Origin of the sequence: Streptomyces cyaneochromogenes, assembly GCF_003963535.1 — a bacterium.
GTDB lineage: Bacteria > Actinomycetota > Actinomycetes > Streptomycetales > Streptomycetaceae > Streptomyces > Streptomyces shaanxiensis.
Genome location: NZ_CP034539.1, coordinates 1,980,000 through 1,999,038 on the forward strand (window position 1 = coordinate 1,980,000; position 19,039 = coordinate 1,999,038).

The following is a 19,039-nucleotide window of genomic DNA, read 5'->3' on the forward strand; positions in this document are numbered from 1 at the left end:
CGGGGTGTGCGTCAGTGCCAGGGCAGCTGCCCGCGCCGCTCCCAGTACGCGCCCGGCTCCTCCACCAGCACGGCGAGCCGCTCCAGCTGGCCCTCGTCGAGGTCGACCACGGCGGCGTGCAGGTTGGACGCGAGCTGCACGGTCGTCGCCGCGCCGGAGAGGACCACGCCGACCCAGGGCCGGCGGAGGATCAGCGCGAGGGCGACGGCGTCGCAGCCCAGGGACGTTTCCTCCGCCACGGCCTTCAGCGCGTCCGGTGCGTGCGGGTCCGCGAGGCGTCCGTTGGCCATGCCCTCCTTCACGATCACCGTGAGCCCGGCGTCGTGGGCCTCGGCGAGGGCGGGGGCGGCCGAGGTCTCCAGGGCGTTGTACGTCGACTGGACGGTACGGAAGAGGGGCTCGCCGTCGACCGTCACGGCGAGGGCGGCACGGATCGCGTCGGCCTGGGCGGGGCCGCTGGTGGAGAAGCCGACGGTGAGACCCTGGGCCGCGGCCTCGGCGAGCCTGGCGTGGAGGTCCTTGTCGGTGAGGGCGGGGCTGTCCGGGGTCACCGAGTGGATCTGGTAGAGGTCGAGGCGGTCGCCGAGGAGGGCGTCGGACTCGGCGCGCTGGCGCTCGTACGTCTGGAGGCTGTGGTCCTTGACCTCGTGCTTCTCGGCGTCGGTGGTCCAGTCGGCGGTGTAGGTGTAGCCCCACTTGCTGCCCACGACGATGTCCTCGAGGTCGGGGCGGGCGTTCAGCCAGTCGGCGAGGAACTCCTCGGAGCGGCCGTAGGAGCGGGCCACGTCGAAGTAGCGGACGCCCTGGGCGTAGGCGGCGTCGAGGAGTTCGTGGGTGCGGTGGCGCAGGGCGTCGACGGTGCGCTCGGCCGGGAGGTCGTCCTCCCGGCCGAGATTGATGTAGCCCGGGCGGCCGACGGCGGCCAGACCCAGACCGATGTGCGCGGTGGGGGTGGTCGCGGCGGCCAGACGACTGAAGGGCATGGGGCGCTCCCTGCACGATCGGCGGAGGGGGGATCCGGCACCAATCTACCCAGCCCCGGGCGGTTCAGCCGGAGCCGACGCAGCGCGGGACGAAGGCCGGGTCGGCCGGTCCGTCGCGCTTGAGGGCGTTGAGCACCCAGCTCTCGACCAGCGGCGACTTGGTCGCCTGGTCGTGCTCGGTGATGTTCAACGGGCAGCGGTCCTGGAGCAGCACGTTGGTCACGTAGGAGGCGGGGCCGTCGAGGAAGGAGCTGGTGTAGGGCAGCACCACCTCGTCGTAGCGCGTGGCGATCGCCGTGTAGTCGGGGCCCACCGGGGCCTCCGGGTCGGCGTTGAGCTTCTGGAGGAAGTCCGAGCCGGCGGTCTGGTCGACGCACGAGGGGCAGACGGTGGCGCCGGCCACGAGGGCGAGCGGGTTGGTGGTGCCGTGGTTGGAGGGCACGATGCCGACGAGGTCGTCGACCTTGGTCGCGCCCCCGAGGAACTTCACGTAGTAGCGGGGCATCATGCCGCCCTGACTGTGGCCGACGAGGTCGGCCTTCTTGGCGCCGGTCGCGCCGAGCACGGCGTTCACGAAGTCGCGCAGCTCGGCCGCCGAGTCCGCGACCGGGGCGGTCTCCAGATCGCCGTACTCGAAGGAGAAGACGCAGTGACCGGCGTCCGCGAGTGCGGGCGACAGGGTCAGCCAGTTCTCGTACGAGGTCTTGAAGGTGCCGTTCACCAGGACCACGGGCTGCGGGTGGGCGGAGTCCGGCTTGCAGGACCAGTTGTTGGCGCCGGGGGGCGGCGTGTCGGCGGCGCCCGCGGGGGCGGTGAGCCCGAAGGCGCAGAGCGCGGCCATGACGGCGAGGGCGAGGAGGCGGACTGTTCGTCTTGTACGTCTTGCGCGCATGACGTCCCTTTCATGCTCGGCTTCGACCGGTCGGCGTTCGACAATGTCGACCGGAACCGGAATCGTTACTTCCGAGTAAGGGCAAGTCAAGGTTTCGGCCAGTGGCTGATTTCCTTCTGTTACCGAGCGGGCCGGGCAGCACGAAGGGCCCGGACGGAGGTCCGGGCCCTTCGGAGGACTGAAACGGGTCAGCTCTGCTTGGCCGTGGCCCACGCGTGCTGCGCCGCCACGTCCGCCTTGATCTCGGCCAGTTGGACAGCGACCGCGCTCGGCGCCGTACCGCCCCGGCCGTTGCGGGAGGCAAGGGCGCCCGGGACGTTGAGGACCGACCGCACCTCCGGCGTCAGATGAGCCGAGATCTTCGCGAACTGTTCGTCCGTCAGGCCGTCCAGTTCCTTGCCCTCGGCCTCGGCGACCTTGACGCACTCGCCGGCGACCTCGTGGGCGACGCGGAACGGGACGCCCTGCTTGACCAGCCACTCGGCGATGTCGGTGGCCAGGGAGAAGCCGGCCGGGGCCAGTTCCTCCATGCGCTCGCGGTGCACGGTGAGGGTCGCCATCATGCCGGTGAAGGCGGGGAGCAGGACCTCCAGCTGGTCGCAGGAGTCGAAGACCGGCTCCTTGTCCTCCTGGAGGTCGCGGTTGTAGGCGAGGGGCAGCGCCTTCAGGGTCGCGAGGAGACCGGTGAGGTTGCCGATCAGGCGGCCGCTCTTGCCGCGGGCCAGCTCCGCGATGTCCGGGTTCTTCTTCTGCGGCATGATCGACGAGCCCGTGGAGAACGCGTCGTGCAGGGTCACGAAGGAGAACTCCTTCGTGTTCCAGATGATGACCTCCTCGGCGATCCGGGAGAGGTTCACGCCGATCATCGCGGTGATGAAGGCGAACTCGGCGACGAAGTCACGCGACGCCGTGCCGTCGATCGAGTTGGCGGCCGACCCGTGCTCGAAGCCGAGGTCCTTCGCCACCGCCTCCGGGTCCAGTCCGAGGGAGGAGCCCGCCAGGGCGCCCGAGCCGTACGGCGACACGGCCGTGCGCTCGTCCCACTGGCGCAGCCGCTCGGCGTCCCGGGACAGGGACTGCGCGTGCGCGAGGACGTGGTGGGCGAAGAGCACCGGCTGGGCGTGCTGGAGGTGGGTGCGGCCGGGCATGGCCACGCCCGGGTGGGCCTCGGCGAGGCCGATGAGCGCGTCCTGGAGGTCGGCGATCAGGCCGCCGATGATCCGGGCGTGATCGCGCAGGTACATCCGGAAGAGGGTCGCGACCTGGTCGTTGCGGGAGCGGCCGGCGCGCAGCTTGCCGCCGAGGTCGGGGCCGAGGCGCTCCAGCAGGCCGCGCTCCAGGGCGGTGTGGACGTCCTCGTCGGCGATGGTGCCCACGAAGTCGCCCGCGGCCACATCCGCTTCCAGCTGGTCGAGGCCCGCGATCATCCGCGTCAGCTCGTCCTCCGTGAGCAGCCCCGCCTTGTGCAGCACGCGCGCGTGGGCACGCGAACCGGCGATGTCGTACGGCGCCAGCCGCCAGTCGAAGTGGACGGACGCGGACAGCTTGGCCAGGGCCTCGGCGGGACCGTCGGCGAAACGGCCGCCCCAGAGCCGTACGTCACCGCTGTTGCTGCTCACTTGCTGCGCTCCTCGGGAGGGTCTGGGTGTGGCACCGCCTCCCCGTGGCGTGAACGGGGAGGCGGTCGTCAGGTTAGTGCGAACTCACCACACAGTGACCTGCATGAGTATGCAGAGTTATGCATGATTCGTCAATCTGGACCCGTCACGGCAGCGCCTCGGCGGAAAATTCGCGTCGCCTTTGAACGCGAGAAACCGCTTACCCGTACCTCTCGCCGAACGCAGGCGCCGCGTTCGTAAACGACGACCACTCCCGAACCCGAGTGAGGCATCCGCATGTCCAGGGCTCTTCCGAAGTACAACAAGCGTCGCGTCGCGTTCATCGGCGGCGCCGCCGCGGTGGCGCTGTCCGGCACGGTGATCGCCGGCTTCGCCCTCGCCGGGGAGACGACATCGTCTTCGAAGAGCGGCACGAACGCCCGCACGCTGGCCGGCCCCGGCACCGTCTCGTGCCCGGACGTCGCTTCCCGACTGCCCGCGGTCCCGGCGACCGCGAAGGCGGAGGTCGACCGCAACCTCGCGCTGCTCAACACCCAGATCCAGGAGGCCAACAAGCGGCTGGTCGACACCGTGGGCCAGGGTGGGCCCAACTTCGCCCAGAACGCCATCGTCGGCCCGCTGAAGGACAAGCGCGTGGCGACGATCAACCGCATCGCGACGGCCATCGGCCGCACGGCCGCCAGACCGCAGGGCCTGGACGCGCTGGCGCCGTGCACCCTCAACGCGAACGGGAACGCGGCCGCCGCGACCCCGAAGGCGACCCCGACCAAGCAGGCCAGCGGCAACAAGGGGAACACCGGAGGCAACGCGAACACCGGCAATGCGGGGAACACGGGGAACACCAACGCCGTCGGCACCATCTCCTGCCCGGACGTGAGGTCGAAGCTCCCGGCGGTCCCCGCGACCGCGAGGGCCGAGGTCGACCGCAACCTCGCCCTGCTCAACACCCAGATCCAGGAGGCCAACAGGCGACTGGCGTCCTCGGTCGGCCAGGGCGGGCCCAACTTCGTCCAGAACGCCATCCTCGGCCCCCTGAAGGACAAGCGCGTGGCGGCGATCGACCGCATCGCCATCTCCATCGGCCGTACGGCGGCCAAGCCCCAGGGCCTGAACTCCCTGGCCACCTGCACGCTCACCAAGTGACGTGACCGGCACCGTGGCCGCCCCGCTGAACGCCGGCCGGGGCGGCCACGGACGTGCCAACCGGACGCCATAATTCCTTAGACAGGCGAACGACCCCCGTCCATAATCGGTGGACGTGGGAAAAACCTATGAGCGCATAGACGGCAGGCTCCGCACGTTCATCGAGGAGCAGCCCCTCTTCTTCACCGCGACCGCGCCCCTGTCCGCCGACGGGACGGTCAACCTCTCCCCCAAGGGTCTCAAGGGCTCCTTCGCGATCCTCGACGAACTCACCCTGGCCTACCTCGACTTCGCCGGCTCCAACGCCGAGACGATCGCGCATCTGCGGGAGAACGGCCGGATCACCCTCATGTGGTGCGCCTTCCAGGGCCCGCCCAACATCGTCCGGGTGCACGGCCGCGGTGAGGCCGTCTTCCGCGACGACCCGCGGTTCAAGGAACTGCTCGGCCACTTCCCCGACATCGACCCGGGCCTGCACGGCCTGCGCGCGATCATCGTCGTACGGGCCGAACTCGTCCGCGACTCCTGCGGATACGCCGTGCCCCTCATGACGTACGACGAGGACCGCGAGCTGCACGGCAAGCGGTTCGCGCGCGAGGACGACGACTCGCTCAGCGCGTACTTCACCAAGAAGGAGCACATCGCGACCAGCCTGGATGGCCTACCCGGGCTGCCGTTGCCGCTCCCCCCGTCTAGCGTCTGAGCCATGCGCCCCGGTGTCGTCGCCCTCGCGTCCGCGTCCCTCCTCGTGCTCGGTGCCGCGCCCGGCGGCGCCCCGCCGCAGCCGCTGCCCGCGCGGATGGCCGACACCGGGGGCGGCAGCCAGCTGATCACCGCGGTGGCACCGAAGGCCGGCTCGACGTCGGGGACGGTCACCTGGTGGGACCGGGTGGACGGGCAGTGGGTGAAGGCCGGATCGGCGACGGCCCGGTTCGGGGCGAAGGGGCTGGTCGAGGGGGCCTCTCGCAAGCAGGGCACGAACACGACGCCGACGGGGCTGTACGGGCTGCCGTACGCCTTCGGCAGCAAGGCAGCGCCGCGGGGTACGGCGTACAAGTACCGCCGCGTTCACCGGGACTCCTGGTGGTGCCAGGACGATGACTCCCGTGCGTACAACCGCTGGACCGAGCCGCTGGCGCGCGACTGCCGGGCCGCCGAGTCCGAGCATCTGATCTCCTACGGCGCGCTGTACGCGTACGCGCTCGTCATCAACTTCAACTACGCCCGTCCGGTCAAGGGCCGAGGGGCGGGGATCTTCCTCCATGTGAAGGGGCGTGGGGCGACGGCCGGTTGTGTGTCGGTGTCCGCGAACGCGATGAAGCGGATCCTCAAGTGGGCCGATCCAGGGCGCAAGCCGCACCTGGCGATCGGGACGATGCACGGGCCCACGGCGATCACCCGGTACTGAACCGGCACCGGGCAAGTACGGACCGAGCACGACTGAACACACGGGCCTCCCCGCACGTATCTCTGGGCCAAGGGACCACGTCAACCACGCACTCCCCTTGCTCCCGTCCCCGGAGGAACCGTGACCACCACGCTCGCGGGCGGCCGTGCCGCCCGACGCCAGACGATGCGCCGCATCCGCCCGCGCCGCTCCCCGGCCGTCCCGTTGGTGATCGCCCTATGGGCGGGCGCGGCGGCCGTGCTGTGGTTGTGGTGGGACAACACGCCGTCCCTCGCGGACAACACCGCCAAGATCCTCGCCGCGGGCCGGATCACCGGCCTGCTCGCCGGCTATCTGATGGCGCTCGTGGTGCTGCAGATGGCGCGGGTGCCCGCGCTGGAGCGGCGGGTGGGCTCGGACCGGGTCGCGCGCTGGCACGCGATGAGCGGCCGGTACACGGTCTGCCTGGTCGTCGCGCACGTCTTCCTCACCATGTGGGCGTACGCGCTCCAGGCCGGCAAGACGCTCGGCGATGTCGTGCAGCAGACGATCGACTCGGTCAACACGCTGCCGGACATGGGCAAGGCGGCCATCGGCACCGGGCTGCTGTTCCTCATCGCGTTCATCTCGATCGGGGGCATCCGCCGCCGGATCCCGTACGACACCTGGTACCACGTACACCTGCTCACCTACGCGTCCGTGTACCTGACGTTCTGGCACCAGATCACCACCGGCAACGAGTTCGCCGTCACCCCCGCCGCGAAGACCTTCTGGTACGGGCTGTACGCGGCCGTGACCGCGGCCGTCGTCTGGTACCGGATCCTCACCCCGATCCGCCTCAACCTGCGGCACCGGATGTACGTCGAGGCGGTCATCGAGGAGACCCCGGGCGTCGTGTCGGTGCTGATCGGCGGGCGCAAGCTGCACCGCATGGGCGCGGAGGCGGGGCACTTCTTCCGCTGGCGGTTCAAGGCGCCGGGCATGCGGTTCAGCTCCCACCCGTACTCGCTGTCGGCGGCGCCCCGCCCCGACATGCTGCGGATCACCGTCAAGGCGATCGGCGACCATACGTCCCGGCTGCGCGACCTCAAGCCCGGCACCAAGGTGTGGGCCGAGGGCCCGTACGGCGCCATGACCGCCCAGCGCCGCAGCCGGGGCAAGGTCCTGCTGGTGGCGGGCGGCGTGGGCATCACCCCGATGCGGGCCCTGTTCGAGACGCTGCCCGGCGCGGCCGGCGACATCACGCTGCTCTACCGGGCCAACAGCACCCAGGACCTGGCGCTGTGGGACGAGCTCGCGGCCATCGCCGACGAGCGCGGCGCCCGGCTGATGTACGCGGTCAACAGCCCCGACGGTGAACGGCCCGACATCTCGGCGGAGCGGTTGCAGCAGAAGCTGCCCGACATCGACAAGCACGACGTGTTCATGTGCGGGCCGGCCGGCTTCGCACAGGGCGTCTACGAAGCACTGCGCGGCGCGGGTGTGCCTGCCCGCCGCATCCATCACGAGTCGTTCGAGATGTGAGCGACGGGACTACGAGACTTCAAGACTTCAGGAGCTGTAGAAGCCATGAGGAAGAGTCACCCCATCCGGCGTGTCGTGCTGGCCGGCGCCGCCACCGTGTCCGGGATCGTGCTGCTGCTGTCGCTGAAACCGGCTTCCGACCCGGGTTCCGCGCAGGCGGCGGGGGTCGGGGCACCGCCGGCGGCCTCGGCCCAGGGTGGCGCCGCGGCGGCCGGGTCCGGCACGATCACCGGTGACGCGGCGCAGACCCAGTACGGCGCCGTGCAGGTGCGGCTGACCGTGGCCAACGGCAAGATCACCAAGGCCGAGGCGGTCCAGGCACCCAAGGGCGGCCAGAGCGACCAGATCACCGCCAACGCCGTGCCCAAGCTCAACCAGGCGGTGGTCGCCGAGCAGAGCGCGGACATCGACGCCGTGTCCGGGGCGACGTACACCAGCAACGGCTACAAGAAGTCCGTCCAGTCGGCGATCGACAAGGCGAACGCGAGCGCCGGCTCCCAGGGCTCGGGCGGCTCCGCCCAGGCCGCCACCGTCACCGGCGACGCCGTCCAGACGCAGTACGGCGCGGTCCAGGTCCGGATCACGGTCGCGGGCGGCAAGATCACCAAGGCCGAGACGGTCCAGGCGCCGAGCGGCGGCCAGAGCACCAACATCACCGCCAACGCCGTACCCAAGCTCAACCAGGCCGCCGTAGCCACCGGAACCGCCGACATCGACGCCGTGTCCGGAGCCACCTACACCAGCGCCGGCTACAAGGAATCCCTCCAGTCGGCGATCGACAAGGCGCAGGCGAGCGCAGGTTCGGCCCAGGGCTCCGGTTCCGAGGGTTCGGGCGGCGGCGCCCAGGCCGGCACCCTCACCGGCAGCGTCGTCCAGACGCAGTACGGGCCGGTCCAGGTCCGGATCACGGTCAGCGGCGGCAAGATCACCAAGGCCGAGGCGGTCAAGGCGCCGAGCGGCGGTCAGAGCACCAACATCACCGCCAACGCCGTACCGAAGCTCAACCAGGCGGCCGTGGCGGCCGGCAGCGCCGACATCGACGCCGTGTCCGGAGCCACCTACACCAGCGCCGGCTACAAGGAATCCCTCCAGTCGGCGCTGGACCAGGCCGGTGGCTGACACGGTGGCGGAACCGACACAAGCTCCCGCCGCGGTGCGTCATGCGGAGGAGGTCATGGGGACGGTCTTCTCCTTCGACGTCCGCGGCGGGGATCCCGGTGCCGTGCAGTCTGCACTGGAAGAGGCGGTCGCCGGACTGCACCGGGTCGACGAGGTGTTCAGCACCTACCGCGACGACAGCCAGGTCTCCCGGCTGGCACGCGATGAGCTGACCGTCGACGACTGCGACCCGGACGTCGCCGAGGTGCTCGCCCTCGCCGCCCAGGCGGAACGGATCAGCGAGGGCTGGTTCAGCACCAGGTACGAGGGCCGCCTCGACCCGACCGGCATCGTGAAGGGCTGGTCGGTCGAGCGAGCGGCCCGCCGCCTGGTGGACGTCCCCGGGGTGACCGGCGTGAGCGTCAACGGCGGGGGCGACGTGCAGCTGCTCGGCGTGCCCGGCCCCCAACGCCCGTGGCGCGTGGGCGTCTCCGACCCCCTGCGTCCGGGCGCCCTCGCGGCCGTCATCTCCGCCGCCGGGCTCGACGAACTGGCGGTGGCCACGTCCGGCACGGCGGAGCGGGGCGCCCACATCGTCGACCCGCGCACGGGGCGCTCCGCGGTGACGGACCTGGTGGCGGTGACGGTGGTCGCCCCGTCGGTGACCTGGGCGGACTGCTGGGCCACGGCGGCGTTCGCGATGGGCTCGCGCCAGGGTTTGCGCTGGCTGGAGTCCCTGCCGGGCGTGGAGGCACTGCTGATCACGGCGGGCGACGAGGTGCGGTGCACGGGGGGACTGGCGGCGCGGCTCGGCTGAGGGCTGAGCAGGGAGCGTGACGCTCACCCGCGCCGGCGGGGCGCCGCCCGCGCACACCCGTGCCGCCCCAGCGGCACGACAGCCCGCGGCCGGCGCGGGGCGGGACAGCCACCCGCAGCCGCGCCGGGCAGCTTGCGGCGCCGACGAGCGGCAACGCCCTCAGGGGCGCGGGCTGTATCGATGTGCGGCTCCGCCGCGTGGGCGCGACCAGCCACACCCGGTCCCGCAGTCGGCGAACAACCGCCACCACCCCGCTCAATGGCCGTTCTGAGCCAACCGCAGCAAGTGATCGGCCAAGGCCTGCCCACCCGTAGGGTTCCGGCTGATCAACAGCAACGTGTCGTCACCGGCAATCGTCCCCAGAATGTCCTGCAGCTCGGCCTGATCAATGGCCGAGGCCAAGAACTGCGCGGCCCCCGGAGGGGTGCGCAGGACCACGAGGTTCGCGGAAGCCTCCGCGGAGATGAGCAGCTCCTGCGACAACCGCCGCATCCGCTCTTCCTTCGCCGACTCCCCCAGCGGCGCCCGAGGGGTACGAAAACCCCCCTCGCTGGGCACCGCGTAGATCAGGTCGCCGTCGTTGTTCCGGATCTTCACCGCGTTCAGCTCGTCCAGATCCCGGGACAGCGTCGCCTGCGTGACGCTCAGCCCGTCGTCCGCGAGCAGCTTCGCCAGCTGGCTCTGCGACCGCACCGGCTGCCGGTTGAGGATGTCCACGATCCGGCGGTGACGTGCGGTGCGGGTCTGCGGCACGGCAGGCCCGGCGGCGCCGTTCGCCCCGTTGTGCTCGTGCTCCTGCGCATGACTCATCGTCGTCTCATTCTCCGGATCATTCGTCCCCGTCGGCCTCGTCCAGGATGCCGGGAAGGGCCTGAAGAAGCGCCTCCACTTCGTCGTCACCGAGGTTCAGCGGCGGCATGAGCCGTACGACATCGGGGGCGGGCGCGTTCACCAGGAAACCGGCGTCCTGAGCCGCCTGCTGCACCTTCGCGGCGAGCGGTTCGGTGAGCACGATACCCAGGAGCAGTCCCGCGCCCCGGACATGACCGATCAACCGGTGGTCGAGACCCTCGATCCCGTCGCGCAACTTCTCGCTCTGCCGCTTGACGTTCTCCAGCAACCCCTCGTTCGCGATCGTGTCCAGCACGGCCAGCCCCGCGGCACACGCGACGGGGTTCCCGCCGAAGGTGGTCCCGTGATGGCCGGGCTGGAGCAGCTCCGCGGCCCGCCCGAAGGCGACCGTCGCGGCCAGCGGCAATCCGCCGCCCAGCTGCTTGGCGAGGGTGACGATGTCGGGCAGCACGCCCTCGTGGGCCTGGTACTCGAACCAGTGCCCGGTACGGCCGATGCCGGTCTGCACCTCGTCGAGGACGAGCAGCGCCCCCGTCGAGGCCGTGATCGCCCGCGCCGCCTTGAGATAGCCGGCAGGCGGGACCACCACGCCGAGCTCGCCCTGGATCGGCTCGATGATCACCAGAGCCGTCTCCTCCGTCACCGCCGCGGCCAGCGCCTGGGCGTCGCCGAACGGCACGTGGGTGACGTCAGCGGGCAGCGGCAGGAACGGCTCGCGCTTGCCGGGCTGGCCCGTCATCGCGAGGGCGCCCATGGTGCGGCCGTGGAAGCCGCCCTCGGTGGCGACGACGTGGGTCCGCCCGGTCAGCCGGCCGATCTTGAACGCGGCCTCGTTGGCCTCGGCGCCGGAGTTGCAGAAGAAGACCCTGCCGTCCCGGCCGAAGAGCTGCAGGAGCCGCTCGGCGAGGGTGAGGGTCGGCTCGGCCATGAAGAAGTTGGAGATGTGGCCGAGGGACGCGATCTGCGTGCTCACGGCCTCGACGATCGCGGGGTGGGCGTGGCCGAGCGCGTTGGTCGCGATACCGCCGACGAAGTCGAGGTACTGCTTGCCCTCGGCGTCCCAGACCTTCAGGCCCTCACCGCGGACGAGAGGGAGCCGCGGGGTGCCGTAGTTGTTCATGAGCGAGCCCTGCCACCGCTGGGCGTACTCTGCGTTTGCCGCGGTCCCGGTCATTCGGCGTCCCCCTCAGGCGCGTCCGGCACGACCATCGTGCCGATTCCTTCGTCGGTGAAGATCTCCAGCAGGATCGAGTGCTGCACCCGGCCGTCGATGACGCGGGCGGTGGTGACGCCGCCGCGCACGGCGTGCAGACAGCCCTCCATCTTCGGCACCATGCCGGAGCTCAACTCCGGCAGCAGCTTCTCCAGTTGGGAAGCGGTGAGGCGGCTGATCACCTCGTCGCTGTTGGGCCAGTCCTCATAGAGACCCTCGACGTCCGTGAGGACCATGAGGGTTTCGGCGCCCAGAGCAGCAGCGAGTGCCGCAGCCGCCGTATCAGCATTGACGTTGTAGACATGTCCGTCGTCCTGGCTCCGGGCGATCGACGAGACGACCGGGATCCGGCCGTCGGCGAGCAGTGCCTCGATCGCGCCCGTGTCGATCGCGGTGATCTCGCCCACCCGCCCGATGTCGACCAACTCGCCGTCGATCTCGGGCTGGTGCTTGGTGGCGGTGATGGTGTGCGCGTCCTCGCCGGTCAGGCCGACGGCGAGCGGCCCGTGCTGGTTGAGCAGGCCGACCAGCTCGCGCTGCACCTGCCCGGCGAGCACCATGCGTACGACGTCCATGGCGTCCTCGGTGGTGACGCGCAGGCCCGCCTTGAACTCGCTGACGATGCCGTGCTGGTCGAGGGCGGCGCTGATCTGCGGGCCGCCGCCGTGCACGACGACCGGCCTGAGGCCGGCGTGGTGCAGGAACACGACGTCCTGGGCGAACGCGGCCTTCAGCTCCTCGTCGATCATGGCGTTGCCGCCGAACTTGATGACGACGGTCTTGCCGTTGTGCCGGACCAGCCAGGGCAGCGCCTCGATGAGGATCTGGGCCTTGGGGAGGGCGGTGTGCTTGCGGGTCGGGGACTTTCCCTCTTCTGAGTGATTGACCGTCATAACCGACTTTCGGAAAGATCTCGGATCAGCCGCCGGGCGGGCGGTGTTGGCCTGCGGAGGCGACGTAAGACTCACCCCGGACTCGTCCGAGGGCGAGCGGTCGCCGGCGAAACAGGAACCCTCGTCGGCGACGACGAGGACCCGCGACAACCAAGCGGGCACGTCAAGAGGAGTAGGCGCTGTTCTCGTGGACATAGTCGGCCGTGAGGTCGTTGGTCCAGATCGTCGCAGACTCATTGCCTGCCGCGAGGTCCGCCACGATGTGGACCTCGCGGTAGCGCATGTCGACCTTCTCGCGGTCCTCGCCGACGCCACCGTTCTTGCACACCCAGACGCCGTTGATGGCGACGTTGAGCCGGTCGGGCTCGAAGGCGGCCTTGGTGGTGCCGATCGCGGACAGCACGCGGCCCCAGTTGGGGTCCTCGCCGTGGATGGCGCACTTGAGGAGGTTGTTGCGGGCGATGGAGCGGCCCACCTCCACGGCGTCGTCCTCGGTCGCGGCGTTGATCACCTCGACCTTGATGTCCTTGCCGGCGCCCTCGGCGTCGCGGATCAGCTGCTGGCCGAGGTCGTCGCAGACGGCCCGTACGGCCTCGGCGAACTCCTCGTACTCCGGGGTGACTTCGGCGGCGCCGGAGGCGAGCAGCAGCACCGTGTCGTTGGTGGACATGCAGCCGTCGGAGTCGACGCGGTCGAAGGTGACCTTGGTCGCGGCGCGCAGGGCCTTGTCCAGTACGTCGTTGTCGAGGGCGGCGTCGGTGGTGAGGACGACCAGCATGGTGGCGAGGCCGGGGGCGAGCATGCCCGCGCCCTTCGCCATGCCGCCGACGGTCCAGCCGTCCTTGGTCACGACGGACGTCTTGTGGACGGTGTCGGTGGTCTTGATGGCGATGGCGGCCTTCTCGCCGCCGTGCTCGGAGAGCTGCGCCGCGGCGGTCTCGACGCCCGGGAGCAGTTTGTCCATGGGCAGCAGCACACCGATGAGGCCGGTCGAGCAGACGGCGACCTCGATGGCGCCGCGCCCGAGTACCTCGGCCACCTTCTCCGCCGTGGCGTGCGTGTCCTGGAAGCCCTTCGGTCCCGTACAGGCGTTGGCGCCACCGGAGTTGAGGACGACCGCGGAGACCTGGCCGCTCTTCAGGACCTGCTCGGACCACTGGACCGGCGCGGCCTTGACGCGGTTGGAGGTGAAGACGCCCGCGGCGGAGCGGCGGGGGCCGGTGTTGACCACGAGGGCCAGGTCCGGGTTGCCGTTCTCCTTGATCCCGGCGGCGATGCCCGCCGCCGTGAATCCCTTGGCTGCCGTGACACTCACTGCATCTCCTTGTTCGCTTCTCCGCCCGTGCAGCGCAGAGGTGCGGCTTTCGTCGTTGTCTGCGGCCCGGTGGCTGCACGTGCGTCGCTCACGGTGCGACTCCGATCGTGGAAAGCCCGGTGTTCTCGTGGAACCCGAGGGCGATGTTCATGCTCTGCACGGCGCCACCGGCCGTGCCCTTGGTCAGGTTGTCGATGGCGCTGATCGCGATGATGCGGTTCGCGGCCGCGTCGTACGCGACCTGCACCTGAACGGCGTTCGAACCGTAGACGGACGCCGTGGCGGGCCACTGCCCCTCGGGGAGGAGGTGGACGAAGGGCTCGTCGGCGAAGGCCTTCTCGTAGGCGGCGCGCACGGACTCGCCGGTCACGCCCGGCTTCGCGGAGGCGCTGCAGGTGGCGAGGATGCCGCGGGGCATCGGCGCGAGGGTCGGTGTGAAGGAGACGGAGACCCGCTCGCCCGCCGCAGCGCTGAGGTTCTGGATCATCTCGGGGGTGTGCCGGTGGCCACCGCCGACGCCGTACGGCGACATGGAGCCCATGACCTCGCTGCCCAGCAGATGCGGCTTGGGCGCCTTGCCCGCGCCGGAGGTGCCGGAGGCGGCGACGATCACGGCCTCGGACTCGGCGAGGCCGGCGGCGTAGGCCGGGAAGAGGGCCAGCGTGGCGGCGGTCGGGTAGCAACCGGGCACCGCGATGCGCTTGGACCCCTCCAGCGCGGCGCGGCCACCCGGAAGTTCGGGGAGGCCGTACGGCCAGGTGCCGGCGTGCGGGGAGCCGTAGAACTTCTCCCAGTCGCCCGCGTCCGCCAGCCGGAAGTCGGCGCCCATGTCGACGACGAGCACCTGCGGGCCGAGCTGGTCGGCGACGGCGGCGGACTGGCCGTGCGGCAGGGCGAGGAAGACGACGTCGTGGCCGGCCAGGACGTCCGTGGTGGTCTCCTGGAGTATCCGGTCGGCGAGCGGCAGCAGGTGCGGCTGGAGCGCACCGAGGCGCTGTCCGGCGTTGGAGTTGCCGGTCAGGGCGCCGATCTCGACCTCGGGGTGGGCCAGGAGCAGACGCAGCAGTTCCCCGCCCGCGTATCCGCTCGCTCCGGCCACTGCCGCACGTACCGCCATGGAATCCATCCTCCTCTTGGATGGCATGACTATACGTTTCGCTGCAGTTTTATGCAATCCAATGCATCGGCATGCGGGATCACCCGTCGGGACCTGACGTGACAGTCGGCGAGGGTTGTGTCGTATGTGTGCACATCCCTCCGTACGACGGCACATGTGTCCGTCCTGCGCATTTCAACAGTACTTCCCGGCCGGGGCGTCCCGCCCGACGCCGGACTCTGCTGACCTGGTTCCGCCCGACACACCGACCGGCGACGGGGGACACGATGCCGACGACCGATCTGCCCGACTTCCTGCAGGACACCAAAGGCACCCTGACACTGCAGGACCGCCGCACGCTCACCGAGCAGGCGCTGGTCCTCTTCACGGACAATTACGTCCACCTCCCCTTGAAGACGGCGATGCACGCCGTCCATCCGGTGCAGCGACTGCGGCTGCTGCTCACCAGGCTCGGCCGCCAGACGGAGCAGACCGTGGACCCGGAGTGGCGGTTCCACGCCGAGCTGGCCTCGATCTTCCACTCGGTGCGCGACCTGCACACCAACTACCTGTTGCCGGCGCCGTTCGCGGGCAGGATCGCCTTCCTCCCCTTCCTCGTCGAGGAGTACCACGACACCAACGGTCCGCGATACGTCGTCACCCGCGTCGTACGCGACTTCACCGCGCCCGCCTTCGGCCCCGGCGTGGAGATCAGCCACTGGAACGGGGTGCCCATCGACCGCCAGGTCGATCTGTCCGGAAACCGCTACGCGGGGAGCAACCCCGCCGCCCGGCACTCCCGGGGGCTGCAGGTGCTGACCCTGCGCCCACTGATCACACACCTTCCGCCGGACGAGGAATGGGTCGTCGTCACCTACACGGGCACCGACGACAAGACCCACGAGCTGCGCGTGAAGTGGCAGGTGACCGAGAACCTCCCGCCCTTCGTCAACGCCGGTGAGCTCTCCGAGGCCGCCGCGGCCCAGGGACTCGACCTGGCCGGGGACGAGATCAGCCGGGCGACGAGGATGCTGTTCCTGCCCGACGTGGTGGCCCTGGAGGCGGCGGGCGGGCCTGCGCCGGAGGACCTGACCACGGTGCCGGCCGAGGCCGGGCAGGACATTCCGAGCAGGCTGCCCAGCCTGTTCAGGGCACGGGCCGTGCAGACCCCGTCCGGGGTCTTCGGCCACATCCGGATCTTCAGCTTCAGCACTCGTGACCCGGCGGGCTTCGTCGCCGAGTTCGTCCGGCTCCTCGGGCTGATCCCGCAGCGCGGACTGGTGCTGGACGTGCGGGGCAACGGCGGCGGCCACATCCATGCCTCCGAGTTCCTGCTGCAGACGCTCACCCCGCGGCGGATCACGCCCGAGCCGACGCAGTTCATCAGCACCCCGCTCAACCTGCGGCTGTGCCGTCGGCACGCCACCAACCCGACCCGGTTCATCGACCTCGGCCCGTGGCTGCGGTCGCTCGACCAGGCGGTGGAGACCGGCGCGGCCTTCTCCGCGACCTTCCCCATCACACCGGAGGCGGGGGCGAACGCGATCGGCCAGCAGTACCAGGGGCCGGTGATTCTGATCACCGACGCCCGCTGCTACTCCGCCACCGACATCTTCGCCGCCGGTTTCCAGGACCACGCCATCGGCAAGGTCCTCGGCGTCGACGACAACACGGGCGCGGGCGGCGCCAACGTCTGGGAGCACCAGCTCCTCAAGGCCCTCTTCGAAGAGCCGCTCCCCGCCGACACCACCTCCCCGTACCGTCCGCTGCCCGGCGGGGCGGGAATGCGGGTCTCGATCCGGCGGACGGTGCGAGTCGGCGCACTGGCCGGCACACCCGTGGAGGACCTCGGCGTGGTCCCCGACGTACGGCACCGGATGACCCGCGACGACGTCCTGCACGACAACAGGGATCTGCTGGCCGAGGCAGGCCGCCTCCTCGCGGCGGAGCCGGTGCGCCGACTGGACGCGACCCGCGACGCGTCCGGCGCCTCGATCGCCGTGCACACGGAGGGCCTCGACCGGATCGACGTGTTCGTCGAGGGCCGGCCGCGCACCTCGGTGGACGTCTCCGACGGCGACAGCACGGTCACCGTCACGCCCGCCGCGGGCGCGGGCGACGTCATCCGCGTCGAGGGGTACTCCTCCGGCACCCTCGCCGTCTGCCGCACCCTCGCCGACGGCACCTGAGCCACCGCGGCACGCAAGGCCCGACGCGCCTCACCGGGCCTTGCGTGCCGCGTACGCCCGCGCCGCCCGCACCCGGTTGCCGCACTTCGTCGTGCACCAGCGCCGGGCCCCGTGCGAGCGCAGGAACCAGCGGGCGCAGCCCTGGGCGGCGCATTCGGTGAGCTGGTCGGCGTCGGCGCCGGTGAGCAGGTCGGCGGCGTCCTCGGCGAGGAGGGAGAGCGCGGCGGCGGCCGGGTTGCCGGTGTCGGGTTCGTCGGCGCGGTGCGGGCCGTCTGCCGTCCAGTCCAGCCGGGGGGTGGAAGGGGCCGCAGCGAGGGCGGAGTTGAGGGTGGCGAGGTCATCGGCGGTCGGGCGGCCCTGGGCGCCGTATGCCGCGAAGAGGCCGCGCAGCGCCTCGCGCAGACCGAGAAGCCTGCCCAGCTGCCTGCCGTTCAGCGCGACCGGGTCCGGCAACAGCTCATGCCGTACGAGCCACAGGTGCGCGGCCTCGGTGTCGTCGAGCAGGTCGACCTGGCCATGGCTGAGGGTGAACCGCGTGTTGACCAGGGCCAGCGAGGCATAGCGCTCCTCGCCGGGGACGGGGAGCTGGTGCAGGTAGACGGGCGTCTCTTGATCCTCTTGAACCACGGCTCTCATGTTAACGCTTGCGATTCTCCGTGAGGGAGGCTTAGCGTGCCTCACGGAGAATTCACCATGAACCCGTGAGAGGTGGAACACCGTGGCCTTCGACGTGGACGCGCTGCGCAAGGACTTCCCGATCCTGGGGCGGACGATGGACAGCGGCGCCCGTCTCGTCTACCTGGACTCCGGCGCCACCACCCAGAAACCGCTCCAGGTCCTCGACGCGGAGCGGGACTTCTACCTCACGCACAACGCGGCCGTGCACCGCGGCGCGCACCAGCTCGCCGGTGAGGCGACGGAGGCGTACGAGAACGCGCGCCGCACGATCGCGCGCTTCGTCGGGGCGGACGAGGACGAGGTCGTCTTCACCAAGAACACGACGGAGGGCATCAACCTGGTCGCGTACGCGCTGGGCAACGCCCGCCGGATCGGCCCGGGTGACCGGATCGTGGTGACGGAGATGGAGCACCACGCCAACCTCGTGCCGTGGCAGCAGCTCGCCGAGCGGACTGGGGCGACGCTGGACTGGTTCGGCCTGACCGACGAGGGCCGTCTCGACCTCTCCCGGGCCGACGAGCTGATCGACGAGCGCACGAAGGTCGTCGCCGTCACCCACCAGTCGAACGTCCTCGGCACGGTCAACCCGGTACGCGAACTCGCCGACCGGGCCCATGCGTTCGGCGCCCTGGTCGTGGTGGACGGCGCCCAGTCGGTACCCCACCGCCCCGTCGACGTACGCGAACTGGGTGCGGACCTGCTGGCCTTCTCCGGCCACAAGATGCTCGGCCCCAACGGCATCGGCGTGCTGTGGGGCCGACGCGAACTCCTGGCGGAGCTCCCGCCGTTCCTCACCGGCGGATCGATGGTCGAGATCGTGGAGATGGACCGCACCACCTTCCTGCCGCCCCCGCAGCGCTTCGAGGCGGGCGTGCCGATGACGTCCCAGACGGTGGGCCTCGCGGCGGCCGTGCAGTACCTGGAGGCGCTCGGCATGGCGGAGGTGGCGGCGCACGAGGATCAACTGACCGCTCGCGCACTGCAGTTGCTCGGCGAGCTCCCCGGCGTACACATCGTGGGCCCGTCCGCCCTCACCGAGCGCGGCTCGGCCGTCTCCTTCACGGTCGACGGCGTCCACCCGCACGACGTCGGCCAGGTCCTGGACGAGCGAGGCATCGCCGTCCGCGTCGGCCACCACTGCGCCCGCCCGATCGTCCGGCGCTACGGCATCCCGGCGACCACCCGGGCGACCTTCTACGTGTACAACACCGAGGCCGAGGTGGACGCGCTCGTCGAAGGCGTCCGCGCAGCTCAGGCCTACTTCGGAAGGTGATCGCCGGACGTGAGGGGGGTTCTCGCCGAGCGCGGGCCGCTGCCGCTGGGGCAGCGGCCCGCGGACG

At 70.8% G+C, this 19,039-nt stretch carries 17 protein-coding genes; 8 read left to right on the forward strand and 9 right to left on the reverse strand.

The window, feature by feature from the left end; all coding sequences use genetic code 11:
* Nucleotides 1-11: 11 nt before the first annotated feature.
* The 3 genes from EJ357_RS08690 to argH form a co-directional block, all read right to left on the reverse strand.
* Nucleotides 12-983, reverse strand: a complete 972-nt coding sequence (locus EJ357_RS08690) for an aldo/keto reductase (RefSeq protein ID WP_126390264.1) — start codon at nucleotides 981-983, stop codon at nucleotides 12-14.
* 64 nt (nucleotides 984-1,047) lie between these two features.
* A complete protein-coding gene (locus tag EJ357_RS08695; protein WP_126390266.1) occupies nucleotides 1,048-1,875 on the reverse strand; it encodes an alpha/beta fold hydrolase in 828 nt (275 codons plus the stop codon).
* A 188-nt stretch (nucleotides 1,876-2,063) separates the two neighbouring features.
* Entirely contained in the window at nucleotides 2,064-3,494 is a 1,431-nt protein-coding gene (gene argH / locus EJ357_RS08700) for an argininosuccinate lyase (protein WP_126390268.1), read from the reverse strand.
* Between the two features lie 276 nt (nucleotides 3,495-3,770).
* Here argH and EJ357_RS08705 point away from each other — a divergent pair, with 276 nt between their 5' ends.
* The 6 genes from EJ357_RS08705 to EJ357_RS08730 all read left to right on the forward strand — a co-directional run bounded on the left by EJ357_RS08705 (nucleotide 3,771) and on the right by EJ357_RS08730 (nucleotide 9,463).
* On the forward strand, nucleotides 3,771-4,637 hold the full coding sequence (locus EJ357_RS08705; RefSeq protein WP_126390270.1) for a hypothetical protein: 867 nt from the start codon (nucleotides 3,771-3,773) through the stop codon (nucleotides 4,635-4,637).
* Nucleotides 4,638-4,752: 115 nt separating this feature from the next.
* Entirely contained in the window at nucleotides 4,753-5,340 is a 588-nt protein-coding gene (locus EJ357_RS08710) for a pyridoxamine 5'-phosphate oxidase family protein (RefSeq protein WP_126390272.1), read from the forward strand.
* A gap of 3 nt (nucleotides 5,341-5,343) precedes the next feature.
* Nucleotides 5,344-6,045, forward strand: coding sequence for a L,D-transpeptidase family protein (locus EJ357_RS08715; RefSeq protein ID WP_126390274.1), 702 nt, complete (start codon nucleotides 5,344-5,346; stop codon nucleotides 6,043-6,045).
* A gap of 120 nt (nucleotides 6,046-6,165) precedes the next feature.
* A complete protein-coding gene (locus EJ357_RS08720) occupies nucleotides 6,166-7,548 on the forward strand; it encodes a ferredoxin reductase family protein (protein ID WP_175647341.1) in 1,383 nt (460 codons plus the stop codon).
* Nucleotides 7,549-7,593: 45 nt separating this feature from the next.
* Nucleotides 7,594-8,667 carry an FMN-binding protein gene (locus EJ357_RS08725; protein ID WP_126390276.1) on the forward strand — a complete coding sequence of 358 codons (1,074 nt, stop codon included), beginning with the start codon at nucleotides 7,594-7,596 and terminating at the stop codon, nucleotides 8,665-8,667.
* Nucleotides 8,668-8,722: 55 nt separating this feature from the next.
* Complete coding sequence (locus EJ357_RS08730) at nucleotides 8,723-9,463, forward strand: FAD:protein FMN transferase (protein WP_228473015.1); 741 nt, start codon at nucleotides 8,723-8,725, stop codon at nucleotides 9,461-9,463.
* Between the two features lie 255 nt (nucleotides 9,464-9,718).
* Here EJ357_RS08730 and EJ357_RS08735 read toward each other — a convergent pair whose 3' ends face one another.
* The 5 genes from EJ357_RS08735 to argC all read right to left on the reverse strand — a co-directional run bounded on the left by EJ357_RS08735 (nucleotide 9,719) and on the right by argC (nucleotide 14,853).
* Nucleotides 9,719-10,273: an arginine repressor gene (locus EJ357_RS08735; protein ID WP_126390278.1), complete on the reverse strand. Its 555-nt coding sequence runs from the start codon at nucleotides 10,271-10,273 to the stop codon at nucleotides 9,719-9,721.
* Nucleotides 10,274-10,292: 19 nt separating this feature from the next.
* The gene (locus EJ357_RS08740) at nucleotides 10,293-11,489 is read right to left on the reverse strand and encodes an acetylornithine transaminase (RefSeq protein ID WP_126390280.1); all 1,197 of its coding nucleotides are present in this window, start codon (nucleotides 11,487-11,489) and stop codon (nucleotides 10,293-10,295) included.
* Nucleotides 11,486-12,421 carry an acetylglutamate kinase gene (gene argB / locus EJ357_RS08745; protein WP_126390282.1) on the reverse strand — a complete coding sequence of 312 codons (936 nt, stop codon included), beginning with the start codon at nucleotides 12,419-12,421 and terminating at the stop codon, nucleotides 11,486-11,488. The genes EJ357_RS08740 and argB overlap by 4 nt, the downstream gene beginning before the upstream one ends.
* A gap of 163 nt (nucleotides 12,422-12,584) precedes the next feature.
* On the reverse strand, nucleotides 12,585-13,736 hold the full coding sequence (gene argJ / locus EJ357_RS08750; protein WP_126390284.1) for a bifunctional glutamate N-acetyltransferase/amino-acid acetyltransferase ArgJ: 1,152 nt from the start codon (nucleotides 13,734-13,736) through the stop codon (nucleotides 12,585-12,587).
* 88 nt (nucleotides 13,737-13,824) lie between these two features.
* Nucleotides 13,825-14,853 (reverse strand): N-acetyl-gamma-glutamyl-phosphate reductase, encoded by a 1,029-nt coding sequence (gene argC, locus EJ357_RS08755; RefSeq protein ID WP_126390286.1) that lies wholly within the window; start codon nucleotides 14,851-14,853, stop codon nucleotides 13,825-13,827.
* A 266-nt stretch (nucleotides 14,854-15,119) separates the two neighbouring features.
* Between argC and EJ357_RS08760 the strand changes: the two genes are divergently transcribed.
* The gene (locus tag EJ357_RS08760; protein ID WP_126390288.1) at nucleotides 15,120-17,021 is read left to right on the forward strand and encodes a S41 family peptidase; all 1,902 of its coding nucleotides are present in this window, start codon (nucleotides 15,120-15,122) and stop codon (nucleotides 17,019-17,021) included.
* A gap of 30 nt (nucleotides 17,022-17,051) precedes the next feature.
* Here EJ357_RS08760 and EJ357_RS08765 read toward each other — a convergent pair whose 3' ends face one another.
* Entirely contained in the window at nucleotides 17,052-17,648 is a 597-nt protein-coding gene (locus tag EJ357_RS08765; protein ID WP_407698474.1) for an ABATE domain-containing protein, read from the reverse strand.
* A 91-nt stretch (nucleotides 17,649-17,739) separates the two neighbouring features.
* On the opposite strand from EJ357_RS08765, the gene EJ357_RS08770 reads away from it, so the two are divergent.
* Entirely contained in the window at nucleotides 17,740-18,972 is a 1,233-nt protein-coding gene (locus tag EJ357_RS08770; RefSeq protein WP_126390292.1) for a cysteine desulfurase, read from the forward strand.
* Nucleotides 18,973-19,039 lie beyond the last annotated feature (67 nt).

Excerpts from the sequence above, each read along its gene's own strand:
- EJ357_RS08715 (WP_126390274.1), top strand. The coding sequence starts at position 5,344 with ATGCGCCCCGGTGTCGTCGCCCTCGCGTCCGCGTCCCTCCTCGTGCTC.
- EJ357_RS08690 (WP_126390264.1), bottom strand. The coding sequence starts at position 983 with ATGCCCTTCAGTCGTCTGGCCGCCGCGACCACCCCCACCGCGCACATC.
- EJ357_RS08725 (WP_126390276.1), top strand. The coding sequence starts at position 7,594 with ATGAGGAAGAGTCACCCCATCCGGCGTGTCGTGCTGGCCGGCGCCGCC.
- EJ357_RS08705 (WP_126390270.1), top strand. The coding sequence starts at position 3,771 with ATGTCCAGGGCTCTTCCGAAGTACAACAAGCGTCGCGTCGCGTTCATC.
- argB (WP_126390282.1), bottom strand. The coding sequence starts at position 12,421 with ATGACGGTCAATCACTCAGAAGAGGGAAAGTCCCCGACCCGCAAGCAC.
- EJ357_RS08730 (WP_228473015.1), top strand. The coding sequence starts at position 8,723 with ATGGGGACGGTCTTCTCCTTCGACGTCCGCGGCGGGGATCCCGGTGCC.
- EJ357_RS08695 (WP_126390266.1), bottom strand. The coding sequence starts at position 1,875 with ATGCGCGCAAGACGTACAAGACGAACAGTCCGCCTCCTCGCCCTCGCC.
- EJ357_RS08760 (WP_126390288.1), top strand. The coding sequence starts at position 15,120 with ATGCCGACGACCGATCTGCCCGACTTCCTGCAGGACACCAAAGGCACC.
- EJ357_RS08735 (WP_126390278.1), bottom strand. The coding sequence starts at position 10,273 with ATGAGTCATGCGCAGGAGCACGAGCACAACGGGGCGAACGGCGCCGCC.
- argC (WP_126390286.1), bottom strand. The coding sequence starts at position 14,853 with ATGGCGGTACGTGCGGCAGTGGCCGGAGCGAGCGGATACGCGGGCGGG.
- EJ357_RS08740 (WP_126390280.1), bottom strand. The coding sequence starts at position 11,489 with ATGACCGGGACCGCGGCAAACGCAGAGTACGCCCAGCGGTGGCAGGGC.